This window comes from Marinifilum breve, from assembly GCF_003202155.1.
GTDB lineage: Bacteria > Bacteroidota > Bacteroidia > Bacteroidales > Marinifilaceae > Marinifilum > Marinifilum breve.
Genome location: NZ_QFLI01000002.1, coordinates 482768 through 508634, shown reverse-complemented (window position 1 = coordinate 508634; position 25867 = coordinate 482768). Strand labels below are relative to the sequence as shown.

Sequence of the window (25867 nt, the reverse complement as noted above, 5' to 3'; positions counted from 1 at the left end):
TTGTATGCCTGTGCTTTCTTTTCAATCAGCGTTGGAGCAGCCATACTCTTTGGCAAGTTTTGGCTTGTGTGTTTGCCTTGAGCGACTTGGCAATGTGTATGGATGTAAGCGTTGGGGCTCATCTTTAAATTCTTTTCGTATCAAATATTTGATTATCTATAAGAACAGAATCTTCATATTTTGATCGTTTTAATTTTTTTTGAAGAAACAAGTTTTGCTCGATTGATTTTATCTGTTCTAATCCCTCAACTGAAACTATAACCAACCAACCTTCCCCGACTTCTCCATCTTTACGAGGTGTCATCTGGATGTTCCCATTTGACCAATAAATTGATTCTGCCATTAATTCATCTTGAGAGTTTTTCCATGCAAATAATTTTGTAGGTTCAGGTTCCCATCCTAAATATCTTGCTAAATCAGGATTAAAAGCTATCCAATTAGATTTTAAATCAAATTGATTATACCTATGATCTCTAATTACAATAATAAAATGCCCTGCACCACTTAAGTCATGATAATTGCTGCTTAATTTGTGTAAAACAGAACCAAAAATATAACTATCTTCTTTATCAAACTCATCATTAATAGCAATCTGATACATATATTCTTCAGTTGGCGAACCCCAATCTAAATTTTTAACTTGATTGTATTCTCCTATAATCTTGAAGTTTTCATTATAGTCTAATAGTGTCTCGTTTAGCCTTTTCGAATCACTTATACGCTCCAACCAGTCATTGCCAACACCTCCAAAATCTCTTTCTTTAATCGTTTGAATGAATTCTGGTTTTTCTATTTCATCAAAAAATTGAACAGTATAATCATGTGATATTAAAAGATTTTGAATTCTCCTATCATTAATAGTTTCTGAATCGATTAATTCATTAGTGACATGCATTATTGCTCTTCGAGCAGTAATCACCCTAGGTCTTGGGTAAGAATATTTTAAATAAATCTCTTCTAAATGACTTCTCAGTTCCTTTTCGTACTCAACAGTCCATTCCTCTTCTTTACCGATTTCTTTCATGATAGAGTGAGCCCTATAAATAAGGTTGAATTCTTCAATCCCAGATTCTTCGGATAAAACTCTTATTAAAAACTCAAACGGTCTTATTAGGTCTCTTGGATCATTAATATCAACCTCTGGGAAATAGGGATGTGTCTCTTTTTTAATTCCTAGTTTTGTAGGTTCGGGAATTTCTAAAAAATATATGCTTCGTAGATTAATCCTTTTAGGGATAGGAACATCTTCTCCTAGTTCGCTAAGTATATGTTTCGAATATTTTCTTATTAGATAATCATTTGATAAGGCTAGGTCTTGAATTTTTGATTTGACTTCATAAATCATTGAAGAGTTTAATTCAGTTAATGCCATTATTACATCCATTGAAATGTAATCATCTAATCTACCATTTATTAATTGAGTCAAAGCATATTCATTGTTCTTATTAATAAATTTCGCTAGAAGTATAATCGATTGTTCCTTAATCAAGGAGACAGGACTCTCGGATAGGTACACTAAATAATTTACCAACGTTTCCAGAATTGGTTGCTTAGTTGACAAGAATGTTGGCAAATCCTCAACTGGTTTACTATTTGACATTAACCTCTGTAGATAACCATATATTTCATTCCATAGTTCTTCTTCATTATGGTTTTCATCTAGTAACGGAACTATGTCTTCAAGATGTTCGATATAAGAACTTGGATAATTTCCGCTTACCACGTCATGAGCAAATACTTCAAATGCTTTATCAGCAGAAAGTGTTGGGTTGATTTTTTTCAATGAATTAAAAGCATTGATTCTAGTACCACCATCATAATATTTAACCCATCCAGATTCACTAGATAATTCAATACTTTTGTTGGCTAGACTTGTGGCAAGGTCTGTAGCTCCTAGTTCAAAAGCAGCCTCGCTTAATTTGGCATAGAAGTCTGACTCTTTTCTTCCGAGTCTAGCTATATTGACAACTTCTTCAATTTGAGTTGAAGACAACAATGGAGTAATTTTTTCTATAACTTTTGACCAATTAAAAAATGAATTGGCTTGATCTTCTTCTTGAACAATTTTTTTGAAATCATCAAAAGTTACAATTTGTTCAAGAACTTTGCTTTCTTCAATTCTTTCGTGATTTTCTTTTAACACTAAGGTATTCGTAGAATGTGATGAACTATCTCTTTCTTTTTTTGTTGGAATTTTAAAAGCCGAATAATAATCTTCTATTCTTAATCCTTTTGATGAAAAGAAATCATCAATTTCAGTAAGCAAATAATATCTGTTTTCTTCGTATGCTTTAATATTTATAGCAGAAATTATTTTTTGAACATATTTCTCTAAAAACTTTTCCTCTAATACTTCATCTCCTTTAATCAAAATATGTTTAAGTAGAGAAGTGTCTGCAGATTCTGATAGAAGTAAGTGCAAATCAGTATATAACTGAATAATACTATCAAACTCCCCTTTAGTTTTAACTCGCTTGACAAAATATTCTATAAAAAGAGACATTGAATCTTTGAAGTCGATTAAGTCGTGATCCAATTGCCAGATTGTTTGTTCAAGACCATCATATAAGCTATGTTCAAATGTAACTTCTAATAATTCTTCAGAGGCGTTCCAATAGGCTCTGCCTTCAGTAGTCTCCTTTATATGATTTAAATGAGATAAGAACCATTTTATCCTTGCTGGTGCATTTGATGGATCCTTTAGATTTATTTTTCTTAGCCATGCAATCCATGTGCTGAATTGATAATCTTTTCTATAACCTACTCCTATTGATTCCTGAATAGCTTGTTTAAGCCATTTTTCACCTTCCTTCAATTCACCCAAAAGGAACCATACCTTTGAATGTGCCAAACACTCAGTTATACGACCATCTATATCATGATCATCTAACATGTAATCTTCCAAAGATCTTAACTGTACTACTGCTCTTTCAGTATCAAACCCATTATTCAAAAGGGATTTAATAATTTTCCGCTGGATGCTGGCACTCCAATATTTCGGGTTCTCTAGAAACTCATTAAACAAATAATCTCCCAAGTTATTTAAACTTTCAGAATCCAGTTCTGATACTGCGGAAATCAAAAAATCAAAATATTGCCCTTTTGATTGTGTAAGTTTATACCAATAATTGTTTCGGTGGGAAATCTCTTTATAATAAAATCGGACGATAGGATAAACTCTCCTTGTTATATCACCCGAGAATGTGTTTTTAAGAATTCCATCACTTAGAATTTGAGATGTAAGACATAGCATTCTTTCAAATTCCACTAACACTTCTTCATCAGTGCCTTGCTCAACAGATGGAATAGCAGAAGTAATTGAAACTCCTTTACTGCATAGGTTCAGTAATTTGTTCAGTTTGATTAATGGAATAAAAGCTTCTAAGGAATCATCATAGCCTAGTCGATCTTTATTACCTACATTTGATGGTTGTTGAACATCTTTGATCCAACTAAACGTTTCGTCAATATCTCTGGTGACTTTATATACCAAATCTGATATATATATTTTACCAATTGATTTGGTCTTTTCTTTTGTGAAATGAGTTGTCAATAATGATAGATATTGATTTGCACGACTACTATCATTTAAATCAAGACATTTTTCAATACCATACTGAAAAAGTTGGAATAGTGAATTTCTACCTTTTGAACTAGTAGTATCTATTTTTTCAATGACATTATTAAAATCATCCCATTTATTTTGATCTATTAAACTATAACCAAGATTAGCAAGTAACCTTAAAAATAGATCGGCTTCTTTTTCCTCAAATCTATTTTTTCGTGTGTTATTCTCAAAGCTTATATTTTCAATTTTCGATAAAATGTTTTCCGTTGTTTCAAAATGAGGAGATGTATATATCCATTCCTCCAAAGCGTCTCTTATTTCTTCATACCTATGTGAATCATCAATAGCTATCCCGGAATCTGTAATGATTTCTGGATAGGCTAAATTGAACAAAGTAACTCCTTCATATTTACAATCATATTCAATAAACAAGCGAGATGCCTTTAAGGCATAAGATGGGCTACAATGGAGAGTATTACCTGTTCTTAGGTAATCTCGTGCTATGTCAATTTTGTCTAAAATTAAGAGCTCTTCTGTAAATGATGCGGGATCAATATTAAACAGCCTTCTTTCAATTTCTGCTAATGAAAATAGATATCTTGTGAGAGTTTTTATATCCTTAGTTTGTCGGGCTATTTCAATTCCTAATTTTGCATCCTGTTTTATATCTTCTACTGGTCTGAAGTTTAACAACTGGTCTGTAAAACTATCTGGAGTAACTTCAGAAATAAACTTATCATATTCCTTTGCTTGAAAAAGATGGTGATTTTGTTTCCATGATTTCTCCACCTTTGATATTGCATAATAACCAGCAAGATGATTGTGATAAACAAGATTTTCTTTTGGATCAAATTCATCAGTTAAATAGTCTAATGAAGTGTAATGAAGAAGGAATTGCTTAAATGAATTATGAAAGAAAGACAAAGTTTTTTCTGTTTCATTAAAAAGGGCTCTAGCCTTTTCTTTGAATGATTTTAAAATACTTCGTTCAAATCCCCATTCTTGAATGAACTGAAGATTGATTGAGCCATTAATCCTTGCAATCAATCCCAAGAAATGAATCAAGCTATCATCTTGCTGGATTGGTTCCCATATTTTTTTATAGTAATTATCAATGCTGCCATCAATTACTTCAAAAGATTCAATTGTATCGTCAATAGAATCGGTTGTATTGATTTTTCCAATTAAGTAAGATAAGTATAGTGGATGTCCTTGTGATTTTTCAAATATTTGCAGCTTTTGAGAGCTACTAAGTTGAATTGAAGAATCAAGAGCATCAATGTATTTATGGACCTCTTCCTTTTTAAGTGAATCAATTTGAACTGTTCTGTCTCCTTTCTGAAATTCAGTTTTAATCTCTTGTTGAATGTCTTCAAGTTCGTACGATTGACTTCCCAAAATAATGAAAACCCCTTCTGGGAGAGAAGAAGGCAAAGGCAGTTCTCGCAAGAAACTATTCGTTGTTGATTTGTATTCTCTAGGCACATGATCTAAACCATCAATTATTATTATGGTTGATTGACCGCCTGCTATATAGTCTTGTCCAATTGCTCTTAATTGCTCATTGAATACTTCTTTCAAAAAAAGTAAATCTTTATATGGAAGTATGTTTCTTTTATATATTCCTGCTTCTTTTAATTGAAAAACTAAATCAAAGAAGAGATGAGTAGCATTTCCCCTTTCATAAAAGTTTAAATGAGAAGATGGATTGACAAAATCAAAAGCATAATATCTTACTATTCGTGTTTTTAAACCTTTGGACCATTGATTCAATAAGGTAGATTTACCAGAACCTGGACCACCTTGTAAAAACAGATATCCGTTTTCGTATTCAGCTAGTTTTGAATTTAATAAATCAATTGTCGATTGAATAGGTTGGTATCTTTGTCTATCAACTATTAATTCGTGATTGAAAATAGTTTTAAATCTGTCAAACCAACCTAATTCGTTAATTATTTCTTGGCGATTAAATTCAACTACTCTTTCAGGACTTGCAACTTTTTCAATAATAAATCGACTAATCTGCTGAAGGTCATCATCTTCTTTAGAGTATTTAATATTACTTACACTAAACTGTTTTTGTTTGTAGTCGGATTGAAAATCAAAACAAATTATAAATTCTTTAAATTCAGATTCATTAAGATTTGAGATTTTTTTGAGATCCTCAAGAATCGGTTTCCACTTATCATCAATTGATTGATTCGACTTGATTTTTAACCAAACTTCAGAAATAAAATCCACAAATGAGCCAATTTTAGTTTCTCCATCCTTCAAACTATCATGGGAGGAAGTCGGTTTGTTAGTGATTAAATGAGGAATTATTTTTTTCCCAGGATTATCTTTTTTTAAATTTTTCCAACTAGTAGTAATTAGTGGTAAAAGGTCGGTAAAATTTGCAAATGATATATTCGCATCAGCAATAGTCCATTTTACTTGATAAGCATGAATCTCTGAAAATGTAGAATATTGGATATCATCAAGTTTTTCAGCTTTGGGATCTGCAATTCTTATCCATTCAAGTTTTTTATTTACCAGATTCAAATATACGAACCAAGCGAACTCATCAAATTGAGGCAAATAACCTCCCATTGCTGCTCTTTCTCCACTTGCTGATACTATTTCTTTATTCATTTGTTAATTGTCTTTTTATTGGGCGTTGGCTAAAAAATAGCTCTTTTGGTTTTTTAAGCGTTTGGTGTGTGTCGGCAAAAACCAAATGTGCTATTTGTGCGTTGGCTTTTTTGCATGGCATACAACTTCTTTATATATGCACTGGTGCACATATTTTTCTTATCTCAAATTAAAAAGGTGCACAATACTGACCTATATGGGGTGTATTGTGCACCTTTTATAAAATCGATTGGTAATTTACAAAACAATAATATTTATTCAAAGGAATGCATAATCTAATTTATAGTATAATCTGTAGAGTGCGTCAATTTGCTTATGATACCTGAGGGAAGTATCAATTATAATATCTCAAAAATCGATCTTGGTAAATGGCAATTCCTGTTGGCTGGAGCTTTTATTTCGTAAGCAGAATTAATCCAGTACAACTTCCTTAGCCATTTCATTTTCGGGATAATCAAAAGCCTTTACAACTATTTTATTTCCTTTGTATTCCGAGTTGGCTACATTGGCAGCATAATGCCATTTGCCATTTTCATCATATTCATAGGCTTGGCCTTTTTCAGTTAAGTTTCCATCACTGCTATAAATTTCAAGCTCAACACGCTTCACCTTAAAATCATCTAATGCAATAATTTCAATGATATCCCCAATTTCACCATGATAACTCCTGGTACTTACTTTTTCAATAGTAGGAGGGTGAAAATAATCCGATACCGCCAAGTTATAGCCGCTATATATCCCTTTTTCCTTAGCTACCTTATTGTATTCTTCCATCAATTCAGGATTGTGCTTTTGTATGTTCGCATATAGGGTGGCCTTTTTAAATCGGTCTTTTTGTTGCTCTTGTGCAATGGATCGTTTCCCCGAAAAATGAGCTGCTACCGATAAAATGGTCTTTCCTTTACGTTGTCTAAACACAAGGTTTTTTCCTAATTTTCCACTCAAGCCCGTTGTGATTAAATTTCTTTTTACAATAGCCATATTTCCTGTTTTTTTGTTATAATCAATTTCTAGATGTTGGGTGTCAGCGTTCAAATAATCCTGACTAACACACTCATATACATGACAAAGGTCTCAATGAAATCATAAAATGTCAACAGTCAGACTTTAGCACCAACAAAATTCCAAATGAATATTCATCAACACAACGAGCAATCTAATTAAACAATAACATCCTCCTAAGTGGACTGTTTATACCTGTGCTACTTCTTCGCTATTCCTTCGCTATTTCTGTACTATACCTATGGTGTTTTTAGTGTAACATAAATACATACAAAAGAAGAGGTGAATATGTTAATGAATTATAGTTTTGAAAACCAAAGGAATAATGCTTTGTTTATTTTCATTCTAAATAAATGTCCACCGAAAGAAACTACCTGTTTAAATCACCTCACCTCAACCCTTTACTTGAGGTGAGGAAGTAGTGCAAAGAAAAATTTAGGATCGTTATTTATTTGCACTGCATTCCCCTTCTCATTAAGGAGAAGGGGTTAGGGGATGAGGTAATTAATATTGCAAATCGGTGTAACAATAGCCCAATCACCTCACCTCAATCCTCTCCTTGAGGAGAGGAAGTTGTGCAAAGAATAGCTCTTTAGGAGAAAGATAGAATGAGGTGTTAATAAAGAAAAAGGCCATCCCTTTCGAGATGACCTTCAATTCTATAATGTCAATGGCCAAAAGCCATCACTAATATCTTACTTTAATTCTTGTAATGCCTCTTTAGCCGCATTCAACAATGGCTCAGCCGATAAATCGTTACCGGTAGCCTCAACCATCCATTGGTTAGGAGTTAAACGACCTTGCTTAAAGATACGATCAACCTCAGCAGGGAAGCTTCTTCCTTTTAATTGTTGCTCCAATTGGAACTCAATTACATTACCAAATGCATAGTTCGATAGGTACAACGGACTGTTCAACATGTGCGAGTAAACAGCCAAAATTGGTTGATCTTTCACACCATAAACAGGAGCGTAGAACTCGTTCCAAACCGCTTTCGCGATATCCATGGTAGCATCGCGCAATTCAGCAGCAGTAGCATCAGGATTAGCATACAACCATCTCCACATGCGAATGTCTACCAACGAAACACCCATAATTTCGTAAGCACTCCAGAAAAGATCCAATTTCTTTAAAGCTTCTTTTTGTGGGGTATCATCTTTAACGTCCAATAGCAACATATCTCGCTTCTGGAAGATAAATGCCAATGCCTCGGTAAATGCAGTGTTAGGAACACCATTCATTACAAAGTTGTCAACATCATATAGCGAGATGGTTTGCTCAACATTGTGTCCAAACTCGTGGATCGCGATGTTGTAACCCTTGTAATCCATACCTTTTGCTCCAATTCTGGTACGCAAGTGTGCTTTCTGACCTTTGGCAGCACCACCCCAAGCATGACCTGAACCTCTTGCAGGATCAACAGCAATTCTGTCTGCCAACCACTGAGCTCTTTCCTTGTCGTAACCCAATTTTACCAATAGGTTAGCCAAATCAGCTTCCAATGCAGCAGCATTAGGATACAAACCTCTGGTTTGTGCATCTAGTTTCGACTCATCCATTCCGCTACGAGCCTTGAAACCATCGTACCAAATATCGAATGGCTGTAACTTACGACCCAATCTCTTCTGGATTAGTTTACCTACTTTTTTGGTCTCCTCAGAGCTTAAGAATGCAGAGAAAATCTTTTCAGTTGCTTCCGCAGATATCTCTTTTGCACCATCGTATTGTCTCTTGATGAAAGTGTTCTGATCTGGATAGTAAGGATCGATCGCTTTGTTTGCGTGGAAGTTATTCAGGATTTGCTGATATCTTTCGTTTGGTTCCGGAGTTGCATCAACAGCTTTCCCAGCCTTGTAAACCACGTTTGTGTATGGATCCCATTCGAAATCACCCGAGTTGATTACCTTTTCAGGGATTTCCTGAGAGATGATTCTCTTCATCACCTGGTAAATCATCTTTTGCTTGTCTAAACCATCTTTTTTGTTGGCATAGTTGGCTTTGATTTCATCACGAAGGTTCCAATGAGAAAGCAATACCTTATCTTCAGGGAAGAAACGGTTTCCTTTCTTATCAGTAAGATGACCTACATAAATATTGTAGTCTGCGATGTACACATCAGAACCTGCAGCAGCTGTTCCGGCTGCTTGTAACAATTCCGAAGGAACTCTAGCAGTAAAGTAATCACCCAAACGAGCGTATGCCCATTCTTCGCGAGTCCAGTTTTTAGCATTGGCTTCTTTCTCAGCCAGGCTAAACGATGGAAAGTTCAATGCAATGGTGAAAGCAATTTTGTTGTTGTAGAAATCGTTCATCCAGTGCGAACCAACGCTGTAAGCACCAAAAGCATTGTCGATAGGGTGCTGCTCGAAGGTATTCAAATGAACAGGCTCCAATAAATCCAGAGTAATTTTGTTGAAGTGTCCTGTGATGATCTCAAGGTTTCTTGAAATTTTTTGGAACACAACTTCTTTTTCCGCCTTATTGGCGATATAGCTTTTCTTACAGAAGTTCTTAAAATCTGCTTCTGTTCCGTCGCTCATGCGCCAAAGACTCGCAGCGTGTTTTACGCCTTTCTCAAGTAAAGCTTTATCCAAACAATTGGCGCTCAACTCCTCAATAGTCGATTTGATGGTTTCGGCAGTAATGTTAGAGGTTTCTGCCTTCTTTTCTGCAATAACTTGATTAGTAGTTGATACTAAAGTTAAAAATGCAGCACAAAGAATAAAAATTTTCTTCATTGATTTAGGTTTTGTTATCTAATACTATTTTAATGCAACAATATCGTTAGTATTATGCCGATAGATTTCTAAAGGGGCAGTGCGAGAGAAACGAAGCAATGTGACATTTTAGAAACAAATCGGTATAATTATTGAATTAACAGGGCTAAGATAAGAAATCGCTCACCCGTAAACAATGAGCAATCTCAGTTTAAACTTTGTGTATAGTGTTACAAATTGAGCAATAAAAATTCCAGATTCGTTTCACAGATTGAATTACATGTGTTATTTTTGCGGAAAAATTTTATACATAAATTATGGGAAGAGCATTCGAATTTAGAAAAGCGCGTAAAATGAAGCGTTGGGATAAGATGGCCAAAGCCTTTACCCGAATTGGGAAGGATATTGTTATTGCAGTAAAAGAAGGTGGCCCTGATCCGTCAACTAATGCTCGTTTGCGTGCGGTTATTCAAAATGCTAAGGCAGCAAACATGCCTAAGGATAATGTTGAGCGTGCCATTAAGAAAGCTTCTTCAAAGGAGCAGAAGGATTTCAAAGAGATTGTTTACGAAGGATACGCACCACATGGTATCGCTATTCTTGTTGAAACAGCAACTGATAATCATACCAGAACAGTAGCAGATGTTCGTTCATACTTTAACAAATGCAAAGGTAGTTTAGGTACTGCTGGTAGCGTTGAATTTATGTTCGAGCGCAAGTGTCACTTCAAAATTGAAAATAAAGAATACGATATCGAAGAATTAGAATTCGAATTGATCGATCTTGGAGTAGAAGAAGTATTTGCAGAAGAAGATGGTGTTATGCTTTATGGCGAGTTTACTGATTTCGGTAAAATTCAAGCTTACCTTGAAGAGAATGACATGACTGTGATTTCATCTGGTTTCGAAAGAATTCCAATGGATACCAAAGAGTTGCCTGAAGATCAGGTGGCTGATGTTGAAAAGTTATTGGAAAAGTTAGAAGATAACGATGATGTACAAAACGTATATCACAACATGGCTTAAGTAAAGAAAGTTTATTTCTTATTATAGTTAACCCGGTTCAAACTTGAATCGGGTTTTTTATTTTAAAAAGTCATTAAAAGAATAAGAGGTCTTTTTTTGATTTTTTTAATATCTCTAAAGCCCTGTAAATCTAGGTGGTGTAGGCTAATTGGTTGAATGCATGATAAATTAGCTTTTGAGAGTTAAGAGTTTTTATTATATTTAAATATGTAGATGAAAAAAAGTCTTACTCACACCTATGAAGTACAATTATTTAAAATTTGAAAAAAGAGATAGAATTGGGATTCTAACTCTTGATCGTCCTAAAGCCTTAAATGCCTTAAATGAAGAGGTTTTTAAGGATTTAACTTGCTTTTTGGAAAGCGAGAATGTGAATGACATTCGAGTGTTAATCATTACTGGAGAAGGTAAAGCCTTTATTGCTGGAGCTGATATCAAGGCCATGCAGGAATACTCTCCACAAAATGCCTACGATTTTTCTGAAACAGGCAAACGAGTATTCGATCTGATTGCGAATTTGGAAATTCCCGTAATTGCAGCCATTAATGGATTTGCTCTTGGGGGAGGATTGGAATTGGCATTAGCTTGTGATATTAGAGTTGCAAGTGAAAAAGCCCGCTTGGGTTTGCCTGAGGTCAACCTGGGATTGATTCCTGGATTTAATGGAACGCAACGTTTGCCTAGATTGGTTGGAGCTGGTAATGCCATGTATTTAATGATGCTTGGAGAAGGAATAACAGCTCAGGAAGCTTACAACCTGGGAGTTGTTCAGAAACTATCTGAACCAGATCTGGTTCTGGAAGATACCATAAAACTTGCTGAAAAGATTGCGGGTAAAAGTCCGAATGCATTGCGCCTTGTAAAAGAGATGGTACGTGAAGGACTAGAGCTGAATAGCAAAGATGCAGGTAAAATGGAATCGAAAGAGTTCGGTAGATTGTTCAAGGAAGATCAAAAAGAACGCGAAGAGGGAGTTAATGCCTTCTTGGAGAAGCGTCAGCCTAATTGGTAACATTCAATTTTAGTGGGGAAGCTTATCGCCGTAAAGGGGATTTGTAGGTAGTGATGATGGGTTTTTAAAGTTGACTCAATTGGGTGAATTACACCATGAACTGATTAAGAAAATTAAATAAAACAATAAACGTATGGATTTAGTCCCTAAAATGAAAAATGTGAGTGTATTGGGAGCTGCTGGTAAAATGGGTAGTGGAATTCTGGTATTACTTTCATTCGAAATGGCCAAGTTGAAAATTGGCAAAAAATCAAACGAACAATTTGTATTAAATGCGATTGATGTATCGCAGCCTGCTTTGGTAAACTTATTAGGCTATGTTAGATCTCAGTTGCTGAAACATGCAGAAAAGAATATTGTAGAGCTACGTGACTGGTATGCCGATAAGGAAAATCTTGTTGACAATGAAGATGTCATCAATCAATTTGTTGAAGATGTGATGGCTATGATTCAAACTTCTACCAGAATTGAAACTACTTATGAATCGGAGTTGATTTTTGAGGCAATTAAGGAAGACAAAAACCTTAAGGTTAAATTGTTCTCTCAAATCAAACAAAATAATCCAAATGCTTGGTTCCTTACCAATACTTCTTCTATTCCAATTGGAGAGATTGAAAAGGAAGCTGGCTTGAATGGAGATATCGTTGGATACCATTTCTATAACCCTCCTGTAATTCAGAAATTATTGGAAATCATCAAGTGTGATAATACGGGAGATGAATTGAATGAATTCTCGATTGCATTGGCAAAATCGATGCGTAAAATTATCGTTCCATCGAAAGATGTTGCTGGTTTTATTGGTAATGGTCACTTCATGCGCGATGCTTTGTATGCTTTAAATCAAGCTCAAAAATTGGCGGAGACTGAAGGATGGGCAAAAGCTTTCTTCATGATCGATACCATTAGTAGAGATTTATTGGTTCGCCCAATGGGTATCTTCCAGTTAATCGATTACGTTGGAGTGGATGTTACCAAATTTATTTTGGCCAGCATGCAGCCTTCTTTCCCAAATGAAACTTTATCGCATAGTGTATTAAATGAACTGTTTGATAGAGAAGTGAAGGGTGGACAGTATGCTGATGGATCACAAAAGGATGGTGTTTTCAAATATCAAAAAGGCAGAATCACACACGTATATGATTTTGGTACTGGAAAATATGTTTCTAAAGAAGATATTGAAATGGATTGTGCAGCAAAAATGGGTGAGTTGCCAACATTGAAAATCTACTGGAAAACAGTTGTGAGAGATAAGAACAAGGCTGAATATTTGGAGAAATTCTTCAAGGAACTACATCAAATTGATAGTGTAGGGGCAAACCTTGCAGTAGCATACGGACAGAACTCTAAGGCAATCGGTCAAATGCTGGTTGATACAGAGGTTGCAGCTTCAGCTGATGATGTAAATACAGTATTGGAAACAGGATTTTTCCATGCTTACGGGCCAATTAACGATTATTTCTAAAAAGTACTAACAAACACAACAATGAAAGCTTTACGCAAAAAAGTATATATGGTAGCTGGTTACAATACAGTTTCAATGGGAACCGGCCGAAAAGAGTTTCACCCGAAAAAGCCACGTCCTGATTTGGAGCATTACATCAAGGAAGCTGGACAGGCTACATTGAAAATGATTGGTGGTGCTGAAAAGGTAGATGAAGGAGTAATTGGAAACTTTATGGCATCTCGATTTAACAAGCAGGCCAATTTACCAGCATTTTTACCAATGATTGATGAAGGTTTGAAGAACAAACCTGCCATTAGTGTTGAAGGAGCCTGTGCTTCAGGTGGCTTGGCATTGGCTAGTGGAATAAAATCGATTTTGGCTGAAACTGCAGATGTTGTTTTGGCTGTTGGTTTCGAGGTGCAGAACACCATGAAAGCCATGTATGGTGCCGATGTGTTGGCAGGTGCTGGCTGGATGAAGACCAGAAAAGATGGTCATGCTTATTTCTTCCCAGGTGTATTTAGTAATAGAGCAGGAGCTTATTACGAAAAGTTTGGTAAGGAAAAGACCAGGGAAGCTATGGCAAAGTGGTATTGCAATGCCATCGAAAATGCTCGTTTATGCGAAACGGCTCAGGAATTCCATAATAAAAGCAAGGATCTTGAGGGAACGGCAAAAATGCCATTGAACCCTAAGAAGTTTGTTGATCATCTGAACTATTCCGATTGTTCAAAAGTTTCTGACGGAGCATCAGCAATCGCGATTGTATCAGAAGAAGGTTTGAAGAATGTTGGAATTGATCCAAAGGATGCAGTGGAAATTGTAGGTATTGGTCAGGCTGCTTCTGATATCACTCAAGAACCTGAGAACATGACTTGTTTGACTACTATGAAGGCTGCTGCTGCCAAAGCTATGGAAATGGCTGGCATTACAGTGGATCAGATTGGAACGGTTGAAGTTCATGACTGTTTCTCAATTGCTGGTATCATGGGTGCTGAAGCCATTGGTTTTGCAGAAGAAGGCAAGGGTGTAGATTTTGTATTGGAAGGACATACATCACGCTGTGGTAAGGTGCCATTTAATACAACAGGTGGTCTTATTGGTTGGGGACACCCAACAGGAGCTACCGGAGTGCATCAGGCAGTTACAATTTGGGAACAATTAACAGGTAAAGCTGGCGATGCTCAAATTGAAATGAAAGAAGACAGACCTTACGGTATGACCGTAAATATGGGGGGAGATGATAAATCTCTTGTGGCAATTGTTTACAAGAGAGGAGAGTAGAAATTAAAAAGAATAAAATGAAGTAGAAATAATACAAATCAGCTAATGGCCAAAAGCTAACGGCTATTGGCTGATTTAATCACACCTAAAAACAAACACTATGAATTTTGAATTCACCGAAGAACAATTGATGATTCGAGATGCGGCTCGGGATTTTGCTCAAAGAGAATTGTTACCTGGAGTAATTGAACGAGACGAAAAAGCGATATATCCAACTGAGCAAGTAAAGAAGCTTGGAGAACTTGGTTTTCTTGGAATGTTGGTTGGTCTTGATTATGATGGAGGAGGAATGGATACCATTTCTTATGTATTGGCCATGGAAGAAATTTCTAAGATTGACTCATCGGTTTCTGTAATCATGTCGGTGAATAATTCATTGGTTTGTTGGGGGGTTGAAAAGTATGGAACCGAAGAGCAGAAGCAAAAATATTTAAAGCCAATGGCTCGTGGAGAGAAGATTGGTGCTTTCCTTTTATCAGAACCTGAAGCGGGATCGGATGCTACATCTCAGCGTACCACCGCTGTTGATATGGGAGATCATTATTTGCTAAACGGAACAAAAAATTGGATTACAAGTGGGAAATCTGCTTCTACCTATATTGTAATCGCTCAAACTCACCCTGAATTAAAGCACAGGGGAATAAATGCATTAATTGTGGAAGCAGATTCGGAAGGAATCTCGGTTGGACCACATGAGAACAAGATGGGAATGCGTGCATCCGACACCCATTCGGTAATGTTCAACAATGTAAAAGTGCCAAAGGAGAATTTACTGGGAGAAGAAGGATTCGGATTCAAATTCGCAATGAAATCCCTTGAAGGAGGAAGAATTGGTATTGCATCTCAGGCATTGGGAATTGCTTCGGGAGCCTATGAGTTGGCACTGAAATATGCTCAGGAAAGAAAAACATTCGGAAAAGAAATTATAAACCACCAGGCAATTGCCTTCAAACTAGCGGATATGGCTACGGAAATTGAGGCTGCTCGTTTTTTCTGCTTAAAAGCGGCTTGGCTGAAAGATCAGGGTAAACCATACGGACATGCAAGTGCAATGGCTAAACTATATGCGGCCGAAACAGCTATGAAAGTTACTACGGAAGCAGTTCAGATTCATGGCGGATATGGCTATGTGAAAGAATATCATGTTGAAAGATTGATGAGAGATGCCAAGTTAACGCAGATCTATGAAGGAACTTCAGAAATTCAAAAGATTGTAATTTCAAGAGGTTTGGTGGATTAAAAATTTGAAAAAATAAAAGAGAAAGGAATCTGCTATTTCTCTTATCTCATATATAAAAATGATCGCTTATGAAAATATTAGTATGTATAAGTAATGTTCCAGATACAACCACTAAAGTTAAATTTAAAGAGGGAGACAGCCTGTTTGATGACTCTGGTGTACAGTGGATCATTAATCCTTGGGATGAGTTGGCATTGACTCGTGCCATGGAACTAAAGGAAGATGCTGGTAATTCAGTGAATGAAATATGTGTAATCCACGTTGGGGGTGCAAGTGCAGATGCGACTTTAAGAAAAGCTTTAGCTATTGGTGCTGACAAAGCAGTAAGAATTGATGCATGTCCTGCAGATGCTTATCATGTAGCGGGGCAAATTGCAGAATATCTAAAGGAGAATCCATTTGATATCATCTTTAGTGGTATTGAATCGAGCGATTATAATGGATCCTCTGTTGGAGCCATGATTGCAGAGTTTATGGATTATCCGGGAATTTCATCAGTTACTTCAGTGAACCTAGATGATGATGACATTCAAGTAAATCGTGCAATTCCAGGAGGAAAGCAAGTAATTAAAACTGAAACTCCATTTGTTGCAGTTGTACAAAAAGGGATTGCCAATGAACCAAGGATTCCATCTATGCGTGGTATCATGATGGCACGTAAGAAGCCTCTAGAGGTAAAACCAGCTGCAGAACTGGAAGTCTTAACTGAATCGATAAAGTTTGAATTGCCACAAGAAAAAGGGGCATGTAAAATGATTGATTCAGAATCAACAGAACAACTGGTTGATTTACTAAAGAATGAAGCAAAAGTGCTTTAATAAAAAAAAGAAAAGGGTCTGAGAATGACTGCATTGATTTATAGTAAATGCTTTCACCTCAAATCTAAAACTAAGTAGTAACATTTAAAACTTAGCCTATGTCTGTAATTGCATTTGCCAAGAATTGGAATGGAAAATTTAAGAATTCCACCTTTGAATTGGTTTCATATACAAAAGCTTTAGCGAATCAGCTAAATACAAATATGGTAGTTCTTTCTATTGGAGAGGTTGCCGAAGAAGAATTAAAACTATTAGGAAACTATGGTGCAGATAAAGTTCTCACCGTTAGTGATCCGCAACTGAATACTTTAACGAGTAGAGCTTATGCAGATATTGTTGCAAAGGCAGCAGACTCTGTGGGAGCTGAAGTAATTGTTTTGTCTGATAACAACAGTGGAAAAGCAATTGCTCCTAGAGTATCAGTTAAATTAAAAGCAGGACTTGTAGCTGCCGTGCAAGAATTACCGGTTTCGTTAGAACCATTTGTGGTGAAGAAAAGAGTTTTCTCAGGAAAAGCATTTGGACATGTTCAAATCAAATCTGATAAAAAGATACTTACCATTGCGAAAAACTGTTTTGGCTTGGTAAAAAATCCTTGTGATATCACTATTGAAGAGTTTGCGGTAGATATTGATACAAACTTGTTTAAAGTAAAGATTGTTGAAGAGGAAGAGCAAAAAGATAAAGTGATTCTATCTGATGCGGATGTTGTGGTTTCTGCAGGTAGAGGAATGCGTAGTCCTGAAAATTGGGCGCCTGTTGAAGAATTAGCCGAAGTATTGGGCGCTGCAACTGCTTGTTCTCGTCCCGTTTCTGATGAAGGGTGGCGTGGACATGAAGAGCATGTTGGTCAAACTGGAAAAGTGATTGCTCCAAACTTGTATATTGCTGCAGGTATATCTGGTGCAATTCAGCATGTTGCAGGTATTAGTCGAAGCAAGTGCATTGTTGCGATTAATACAGATCCTGAGGCACCAATATTCAGTGTAGCCGATTATGGTATTGTTGGAGATGTGATGGATGTATTACCAAGATTAACGGAGGCTTTTAGGAATTCAAAATCATAAATAAAGACTAACTCTAAAAACAATGACAAAACAGATCCTCTTCATTATTTCATTGGCAATTACCTTGGGTGTTTTTGCCTGGTCGGTGAAACGATTATGGGCTTTCTTTAAACTGACTAAGCCATCGTATCCGATCAAGAACATAGGAGCCAGAATTTCACACACCTTGGATGTGGCTTTTGGCCAAACCAAAATCTTCAGAAAGCCTGTAATTGGTTTAATGCATGCTCTTGTGTTTTGGGGATTTCTGGTAATTACTCTGGGAAGTATTGAGATTGTGATTGATGGAGCGTTTGGATTGGAGCGATCATTTGCTTTTACCGGCTGGTTTTATGATTTTGTAATGGCCTCGGGTGATGTATTTGCATTGCTAATCGTTGTCTTTATAGTAGCTTTTAGCTTAAGAAGAAGTATTCTTCGGATTAAGCGATTTACAGGAGTTGAGATGTCATCCAAATCCTATTGGGATGCACAAATAGCCTTGTCTTTTATTGGTTTATTAATGCTTTCTTTATTGGCGTTTAATGTAGGATATATTAGTAATCATCTCAATGGATACGAAGGAGTTTATCCAGTATCAGCAGCAATTGTAAATCTGGTTAATTTGGATTTAGGATGGTTGCAGGAACCAGGTTGGTGGATACACATATTACTGATTTTTGTATTTGCAAATTATCTTCCATATTCTAAGCATTTTCATGTGTTTCTTTCAGTTCCGAATGTATTTCTTGCCAATCTTGAGCCACTTACCAAATATCCAAATCTGGAAAGTATTACAAAAGAAGTTAAGCTAATGCTAGATCCAGAAGCTGCTTATGATGAAAGTGAAGAAGTAGCAAGGTTTGGTGTAAAGGATGTAGAGGATGTAAGCTGGAAAAATTATATGGACTCCTTGGCTTGTACGCAATGTGGCCGTTGTACGGATGTTTGTCCTGCCAATATCACAGGGAAACTATTATCTCCTAGAAAAATATTTGTGGATTTACGAAAGCGAATGGATGAAAAAGGTCCGGTTGCCATTAAAGGAGAAGATGACGGCAAGTCCTTGTTGAGAGATTACATTACCGAAGAGGAACTTTGGGCTTGTACAACTTGTAATGCATGTGCCCAGGAATGTCCAATTGATATCAGTCATCCAAATTTAATTATGGATATGAGAAGGTATCTGGTGATGGAAGAAGCAGCAGCGCCTGCAGAATTGAATACCATGTTTACCAATATTGAAAACAATGGTGCACCATGGCAATTTTCTCCTGAAGATCGCCTGAAATGGACAGAAGGTTAGAAAATATTCAATGATATTACTGTAGAGACGCAAGGCTTTGCGTCTCTAACAAAAAAAATATATTAAATGACAGATAAAAAACTACATGTACCGGTAATGGCCGACTTGGCGGCTAAAGGAGAAAGACCGGAATATCTCTACTGGGTTGGATGTGCAGGAGCTTTTGATGATAGATATCAAAAGGTGGCACGTGCATTTGCCAAAATATTAAATCACCTGGAGGTGAGCTATGCTGTTCTTGGGAAAGAAGAAAGTTGTACGGGAGATGCTGCGAAGCGTGCAGGCAATGAGATGCTATTCCAGATGCAAGCCATGCAAAATATTGAGGTATTAAACGGGTATGAAGTGGATAAAATCATTTGTACTTGCCCACACTGTTATAATACGCTGAAGAATGAATATCCAGAATTAGGTGGGAATTACAATGTAATCAACTATACAGAGTTCTTGGATGAGATGATTCAGGCTGGGAAGTTGAAATTGGAAAATAATCCATTTAAGGGTGAATCGATCACTTATCATGATCCTTGTTATTTAGGAAGAGGAAATAAGATTTATGACGCACCTAGAAATGTGGTTAAGGCTGTGTTTGGTGATGTGAAAGAATTGAAGAGATCCAGAAGTTTCGGATTGTGTTGTGGTGCTGGTGGAGCACAAATGTTTAAGGAGGCTGAAAAGGGAAATAAGGAAGTAAACATAGAACGAACAGAGGAAATTATAGAAAGAAAAGTGGATAAGGTGGCTTCGGCCTGTCCATTCTGCATGACCATGTTGACAGATGGTATCAAATTAAAAAATAAGGAATCTGAGCTTCAGAATTTAGATGTTGCTGAAATTATAGAGAAAGCACTTGAATTGTAGAAATTAAGTATCATGAACACACCTGCCACATACAAACTGAAAAATGCTGTAAGAATAGTTACTGCTACATCACTATTTGATGGTCATGATGCCTCAATAAACATCATGCGCAGAATCATTCAGGCTTCTGGTGCAGAGGTCATCCACCTTGGGCACAATCGTTCTGCAGAAGAGATTGTTGATTGTGCCATTCAGGAAGATGCTCAGGCTATTGCAATCAGCTCTTATCAAGGGGGGCATATTGAGTTTTTCAAGTACATGTATGACTTGTTGCAGGAGAAAAATGCTGGACACATTCAGATATTTGGAGGTGGCGGTGGTGTAATTCTACCTGAAGAAATTAAAGAGTTGGAAGCCTACGGTATTGCAGGTCTATATTCTCCAGATGATGGAAGAAATCTTGGCTTGCAAGGGATGATTAATGAAGTTTTGGAGCAGTCAGATTATCAACTGAATAAGATTGATTTGCCCAAGATAGAAGAAATTTCCTTCTCTGATATCAATACTTTGGCTCGTTTAATAAGTTTGGCAGAGCATGATGAAATTCAAGGATCTGATTTGTATTTGAAGTTAAAGAACAATGCAAAAATTAATCAAACTCCGGTTGTTGGAATTACAGGAACAGGTGGTGCGGGTAAATCATCCCTGACCGATGAATTAATTCGAAGATTTCAGATCGATTATCCAAATTTGAAATTGGCCATCCTTTCTGTTGATCCGTCGCGAAAGAAGAGTGGTGGAGCCTTATTGGGTGATAGAATCCGAATGAATGCCATCCACAATTCCAATATTTATCTGAGATCATTAGCAACGAGAAGGGCAAATCTGGCTTTATCGAAGCATGTGGATGATGCTTTGATGATTATGAAAGCGGCTGATTTTGACTGTATCTTTTTAGAAAGTTCAGGCATTGGACAATCGGATACTGAAATTGTGGATTACAGCGATGTGAAACTTTATGTAATGACGCCTGAATTTGGTGCAGCTACTCAATTGGAAAAGATTGATATGCTTGATTTTGCTGATCTTGTTGCCATCAATAAATTCGACAAACAAGGAGCTCAGGATGCATTAAGAGATGTAAAAAAGCAATATCAACGCAATCATATGCTCTTTGATCAGGATCCAGAAGAAATGCCTGTGTTTGGTACGGTTGCATCTCAATTTAATGATCATGGGGTTAACGATTTATACCATGCTTTAATCAATTTCCTTGGGAAACAAGGGATGAAGCAGTTTGAGATCAACGGAAAGCCATTATTAGAGGCAAGTAAGAAGATTGAAATCGTTCCTCCTTCAAGAGTTCGTTACTTATCTGATATTTCGGAGACAGTTCGAAAATACAACCGAAAAGTGGAAGATCAGGCCGAAATAGCGGATCAGTTATATGCTTTAAGAAAGTCCTCTAATTTGGTGGATGATGAAATTGCCCAAAGAACAATTGAAAAAGAATTTACCAAACTTTCAACAGATTTTAAGCATCAGGATATTGTAGATGGTTGGGCGGAAAAAGTAAGAAGATACAAGGAAGATATTTTCAAATATAAAGTAAGAGGAAAGGAAATTTGTGTAGAAACCCACGCCGAAACCTTGTCTCACAATAGAATACCAAAGATTGTTTTGCCTGACTATAAAAGCTGGGGCGATATTGTAAAATGGTCTTTGAAAGAGAATGTGCCAGGTGAATTCCCTTATGCAGCTGGTGTATTTCCATTTAAAAGAGAGGGAGAAGATCCAACCAGAATGTTTGCAGGCGAAGGAGCTCCGGAACGCACCAATAAACGATTCCATTATTTGGCAATGGGACAACCTGCGGTTCGTTTATCAACAGCATTCGATTCGGTAACCCTATATGGAGCTGATCCAGATATTCGTCCAGATATTTACGGAAAAGTTGGCAATTCAGGGGTTTCAATTGCTTCACTAGATGATGCGAAAAAACTCTATTCTGGTTTCGACTTGGTAGATTCCAAAACATCCGTATCCATGACCATTAATGGTCCGGCACCAATGTTAGTCGGATATTTTATGAATGTTGCCATTGATCAGCAATGTGAGAAATACATTCGTGAAAATGGATTGGAAGATGAGATCGAGGCTAAAATTCAGGAAATTTATAAGGAAAAGGAGAGAGTACAATACATCGGAGATCTTCCGGAAGGAAATAATGGATTGGGATTGATGTTGCTTGGTGTAACAGGTGATCAGGTTCTTCCAAAGGAAGTCTATGAAAAGATAAAAGCCGAAACAATTTGTAAAGTCCGCGGAACGGTTCAAGCAGATATGCTAAAGGAAGACCAGGCGCAAAATACATGTATTTTCTCAATAGATTTTGCATTGAAGATGATGGGAGATATTCAGGAATATTTTATCCAGAATCAGGTAAGGAATTTCTACTCGGTTTCTATTTCAGGTTATCACATTGCTGAAGCAGGAGCCAATCCAATTAGTCAGTTGGGATTTACCTTGGCAAACGGTTTTACCTTGGTTGAATATTACATTTCGAGAGGAATGAATGTAGATGATTTTGCACCTAACTTGTCATTCTTCTTCTCCAATGGAATGGACCCGGAGTATACAGTAATTGGTCGTGTAGCTCGAATCATCTGGGCCAAAGCCATGAAGTACCTGTACAAGGCCAATGAGCGCTCTCAGAAATTGAAATATCATATTCAAACTTCAGGAAGATCACTTCATGCGCAGGAAATTGAGTTCAACGATATTCGTACAACTTTGCAAGCGCTTACAGGAATTTACGACAATTGCAATTCACTTCATACCAATGCTTACGATGAGGCCATAACCACACCAACTGAAGAATCGGTTCGCAGAGCAATGGCCATTCAGTTGATTATTAACAATGAATTGGGATTGGCAAAGAATCAAAATCCACTGCAGGGGGCATTTATTATCGATGAGTTGACAGAATTAGTTGAAGAGGCAGTAATGATGGAATTCGATAGACTTACCGAGCGTGGAGGTGTGTTGGGCGCTATGGAAACCATGTATCAGCGTAGTAAAATCCAGTCAGAATCATTGCATTACGAGAGTTTGAAGCACAATGGAAAGCTACCAATTATTGGTGTGAATACCTTCTTAAGTTCTGTTGGTTCCCCAACGGTCCAACCGAAAGAAGTGATTCGTTCAGATGAATCAGAGAAAGAAAATCAGGTAAGGTTCAAAGAAATGGTTCAGGAGAATCATAAGGAACAAGCAGAATTAGCTCTATGCAGATTAAAAGAAACTGCTTTAAAGAATGAGAATATATTTGCTGAGTTAATGGAGGTTTGTAAGTATTGCACATTGGGACAAATTACCAATGCCTTGTACGAAGTAGGCGGCCAATATAGACGTAACATGTAAATTATATAAGTAGAGACGCAAGGCCTTGCGTCTCTACTATAAATCTATAATAAATTGAAAACAATAAAATCAAAAATAAACACCAAATCCGAAGACTTTATTAAGAATAAAGAGTCTTATAATCTCTTGATGAATGAGTATCGCGATCGTTTAAACTCTGTGTTGAATGGAGTGGATGAAAAAGCACGCGAAAGACATTTAAAAAGAGGGAAGTTATTGGTACGTGACAGAATTGAACTTCTTTTAGACAAGAATACACCTTTTCTTGAGTTATCCGCAATGGCTGCTTGTGATCAGTATGAGAATCAGTTTCCATCTGCTGGAATTGTAACCGGGATTGGAGTGGTTCATGGACGTGAATGTGTGATAGTTGCCAATGATGCTACGGTAAAAGGGGGAACTTACATTAAAGAGACCATTAAAAAGCACATTCGTGCACAGGAAGTAGCTATGGAAAATCAATTGCCATGTATCTATATGGTGGATTCTGGTGGTGTGTTTCTTCCGGAGCAGTCGAAAGTGTTTCCTGATAAATATGATTTTGGTCGATTTTTCTTTAATCAATCAAAGATGTCAGCTAAAGGGATTCCACAAATCTCCATTGTAATGGGATCCTGTACTGCTGGAGGAGCTTATGTCCCTGCCATGAGCGACGAAACCATTATTGTGAAGGGACAAGGGACCATTTTTATTGGAGGACCTCCTTTGGTAAAGGCGGCAACGGGTGAGGAAGTAAGTGCAGAAGAATTAGGAGGCGCAGAAATTCATACTTCCGTTTCTGGTGTTGCTGATCATTTGGCAGAAGATGATCGACACGCCATACAGATTTGCAGGGATATTTTCGAATCGATGCCTAAAGTGCAAAAATATCCTCTAGAGCGAGAAGGATTTAAAGAACCACAATATCCAGCTGAAGATTTGTATGGATTGGCTCCTTTAGATTTGAAAAAGCCTATTGATGCCAGAGAGATAATTGCTCGTATTGTTGATGATAGCTCTTTTCAGGAATTTAAGGAGCGATATGCGCCTACCATTGTTACCGGATTTGCCAAAATCATGGGTTATCCTGTTGGGATTATCGCTAACAATGGAATCATTTTTTCTGAGACTTCATTAAAGGCAGCTCATTTTATTGAGTTGTGTAGTTTCCGTAAGATCCCTTTGGTATTTCTACAGAATATCACAGGTTTTATGGTGGGTAAGGAATATGAACACAAAGGAATAGCACGAGATGGTGCCAAAATGGTTCATGCCGTTGCCAATGCTCAGGTTCCCAAGTTTACAGTGATCGTTGGAGGATCGTTTGGAGCAGGGAATTATGCCATGGCTGGTCGTGCCTACGAACCTCGCTTGTTGTTCATGTGGCCTAATGCAAAAATATCTGTAATGGGTGGCGAACAGGCTGCAGGAGTATTGGTTCAGGTGAAAGAACAACAACTGAAGAAACAAGGAAAAGAATTCGATGCTGAAGAAAGAATTACTTTGCGTGAAAAGATTCTTAAAAAATATGAGGAAGAAGGATCTGCATATTTCAGTACCTCACGATTGTGGGATGATGGAATTATCGATCCAGCCGACACGCGAAAAGTGCTTGCCATGGGAATTGCAGCATCCTTGAACAAAGAATTTGGAGAACCAGATTTTGGAGTATTTAGAATGTAATGAATAGCCCTGATATTTATATCAGGGATTAAAATGAATCATATGAAACAATTTCAAACCATAGAATTAAGCATCGATAACAAAATTGGAACGATTACCTTGAATCGTCCGGATATCCACAATGCATTCAACGAAACCATGATTGCAGAGATAATTGAATGCTTTGAAGAAATTGAGAAATTAGATTATAAAACAGTTCGGGTAGTGATTTTACGGGGCAAAGGGAAATCGTTTTGTGCAGGAGCTGACTTGAACTGGATGAAGGGAGTTGCAAATTATTCATACGAGGAAAACTACCTGGAAAGCTACAAGTTATCCATGTGTTTCAATGCAGTGTATTCTTGCAAATTCCCAACCATTGCAATGGTTCATGGGGCTGCAATTGGAGGGGCAAATGGTTTGCTGGCTGCTTGCGATTTTGTATTGGCACACAGAGATACGGTCTTTTCTCTAAGCGAGGTAAAGATTGGAATTGTACCAGCCTGTATTTCTCCATACGTAATTAAGCGTGTTGGTGAATACAAATCAAAAGAATTGATGCTAACAGGAATGCGCTTTAATGGCAAAGAAGCGCAGCAAGCTGGTTTGGCGAATTGGTCACACGGAGAAAAGAAATTAAAGTCGAAGTTATCTGATTTGATTTCCAAGCTAAAAACCAGTGGTCCTGTTGCAGTATCAACATGTAAGCAATTGATATATGATGTGGAAAATCAATGGACACATGAAGAAGCCATGGAGAACACTGCCAAAATGATTGCTGATTTGCGTCAATCTGAGGAAGGACAAGAAGGAATGAGTTCATTTTTGGAAAAGCGCAAACCAAATTGGACTGAAGACAATTAATAATGAGTAATTGAAAATAGTAAAATGATTCTGGCTTTATCCCAG

At 37.0% G+C, this 25867-nt stretch carries 15 protein-coding genes; 12 read left to right on the top strand and 3 right to left on the bottom strand.

What is annotated here, in order from left to right:
- Nucleotides 1–124: 124 nt before the first annotated feature.
- From DF185_RS06160 to DF185_RS06150, 3 genes are all read right to left on the bottom strand, one after another.
- Nucleotides 125–6199: an NACHT domain-containing protein gene (locus tag DF185_RS06160; protein WP_110359861.1), complete on the bottom strand. Its 6075-nt coding sequence runs from the start codon at nucleotides 6197–6199 to the stop codon at nucleotides 125–127.
- Between the two features lie 411 nt (nucleotides 6200–6610).
- The gene (locus DF185_RS06155) at nucleotides 6611–7180 is read right to left on the bottom strand and encodes a hypothetical protein (RefSeq protein ID WP_110359860.1); all 570 of its coding nucleotides are present in this window, start codon (nucleotides 7178–7180) and stop codon (nucleotides 6611–6613) included.
- Nucleotides 7181–7896: 716 nt separating this feature from the next.
- A complete protein-coding gene (locus tag DF185_RS06150) occupies nucleotides 7897–9939 on the bottom strand; it encodes a hypothetical protein (protein ID WP_207784592.1) in 2043 nt (680 codons plus the stop codon).
- 296 nt (nucleotides 9940–10235) lie between these two features.
- On the opposite strand from DF185_RS06150, the gene DF185_RS06145 reads away from it, so the two are divergent.
- The 12 genes from DF185_RS06145 to DF185_RS06090 all read left to right on the top strand — a co-directional run bounded on the left by DF185_RS06145 (nucleotide 10236) and on the right by DF185_RS06090 (nucleotide 25822).
- Nucleotides 10236–10943 (top strand): YebC/PmpR family DNA-binding transcriptional regulator, encoded by a 708-nt coding sequence (locus DF185_RS06145; protein WP_110359859.1) that lies wholly within the window; start codon nucleotides 10236–10238, stop codon nucleotides 10941–10943.
- A 238-nt stretch (nucleotides 10944–11181) separates the two neighbouring features.
- Nucleotides 11182–11955, top strand: coding sequence for an enoyl-CoA hydratase/isomerase family protein (locus DF185_RS06140; protein WP_110359858.1), 774 nt, complete (start codon nucleotides 11182–11184; stop codon nucleotides 11953–11955).
- A 133-nt stretch (nucleotides 11956–12088) separates the two neighbouring features.
- Nucleotides 12089–13417 (top strand): 3-hydroxyacyl-CoA dehydrogenase family protein, encoded by a 1329-nt coding sequence (locus tag DF185_RS06135; protein ID WP_110359857.1) that lies wholly within the window; start codon nucleotides 12089–12091, stop codon nucleotides 13415–13417.
- Between the two features lie 21 nt (nucleotides 13418–13438).
- Nucleotides 13439–14683, top strand: coding sequence for a thiolase C-terminal domain-containing protein (locus DF185_RS06130; RefSeq protein ID WP_110359856.1), 1245 nt, complete (start codon nucleotides 13439–13441; stop codon nucleotides 14681–14683).
- 100 nt (nucleotides 14684–14783) lie between these two features.
- Nucleotides 14784–15923, top strand: coding sequence for an acyl-CoA dehydrogenase (locus tag DF185_RS06125; RefSeq protein ID WP_110359855.1), 1140 nt, complete (start codon nucleotides 14784–14786; stop codon nucleotides 15921–15923).
- Nucleotides 15924–15991: 68 nt separating this feature from the next.
- A complete protein-coding gene (locus DF185_RS06120) occupies nucleotides 15992–16741 on the top strand; it encodes an electron transfer flavoprotein subunit beta/FixA family protein (protein WP_110359854.1) in 750 nt (249 codons plus the stop codon).
- Nucleotides 16742–16839: 98 nt separating this feature from the next.
- Nucleotides 16840–17808: an electron transfer flavoprotein subunit alpha/FixB family protein gene (locus tag DF185_RS06115; RefSeq protein WP_110359853.1), complete on the top strand. Its 969-nt coding sequence runs from the start codon at nucleotides 16840–16842 to the stop codon at nucleotides 17806–17808.
- A 22-nt stretch (nucleotides 17809–17830) separates the two neighbouring features.
- Nucleotides 17831–19093 (top strand): 4Fe-4S dicluster domain-containing protein, encoded by a 1263-nt coding sequence (locus DF185_RS06110; protein WP_110359852.1) that lies wholly within the window; start codon nucleotides 17831–17833, stop codon nucleotides 19091–19093.
- Nucleotides 19094–19159: 66 nt separating this feature from the next.
- Complete coding sequence (locus DF185_RS06105; protein WP_110359851.1) at nucleotides 19160–19954, top strand: (Fe-S)-binding protein; 795 nt, start codon at nucleotides 19160–19162, stop codon at nucleotides 19952–19954.
- Between the two features lie 12 nt (nucleotides 19955–19966).
- Nucleotides 19967–23317 (top strand): methylmalonyl-CoA mutase family protein, encoded by a 3351-nt coding sequence (locus DF185_RS06100; protein WP_110359850.1) that lies wholly within the window; start codon nucleotides 19967–19969, stop codon nucleotides 23315–23317.
- Between the two features lie 54 nt (nucleotides 23318–23371).
- Nucleotides 23372–24979 (top strand): carboxyl transferase domain-containing protein, encoded by a 1608-nt coding sequence (locus DF185_RS06095; RefSeq protein ID WP_110359849.1) that lies wholly within the window; start codon nucleotides 23372–23374, stop codon nucleotides 24977–24979.
- A 42-nt stretch (nucleotides 24980–25021) separates the two neighbouring features.
- Complete coding sequence (locus tag DF185_RS06090; protein WP_110359848.1) at nucleotides 25022–25822, top strand: enoyl-CoA hydratase-related protein; 801 nt, start codon at nucleotides 25022–25024, stop codon at nucleotides 25820–25822.
- Nucleotides 25823–25867: the final 45 nt, after the last annotated feature.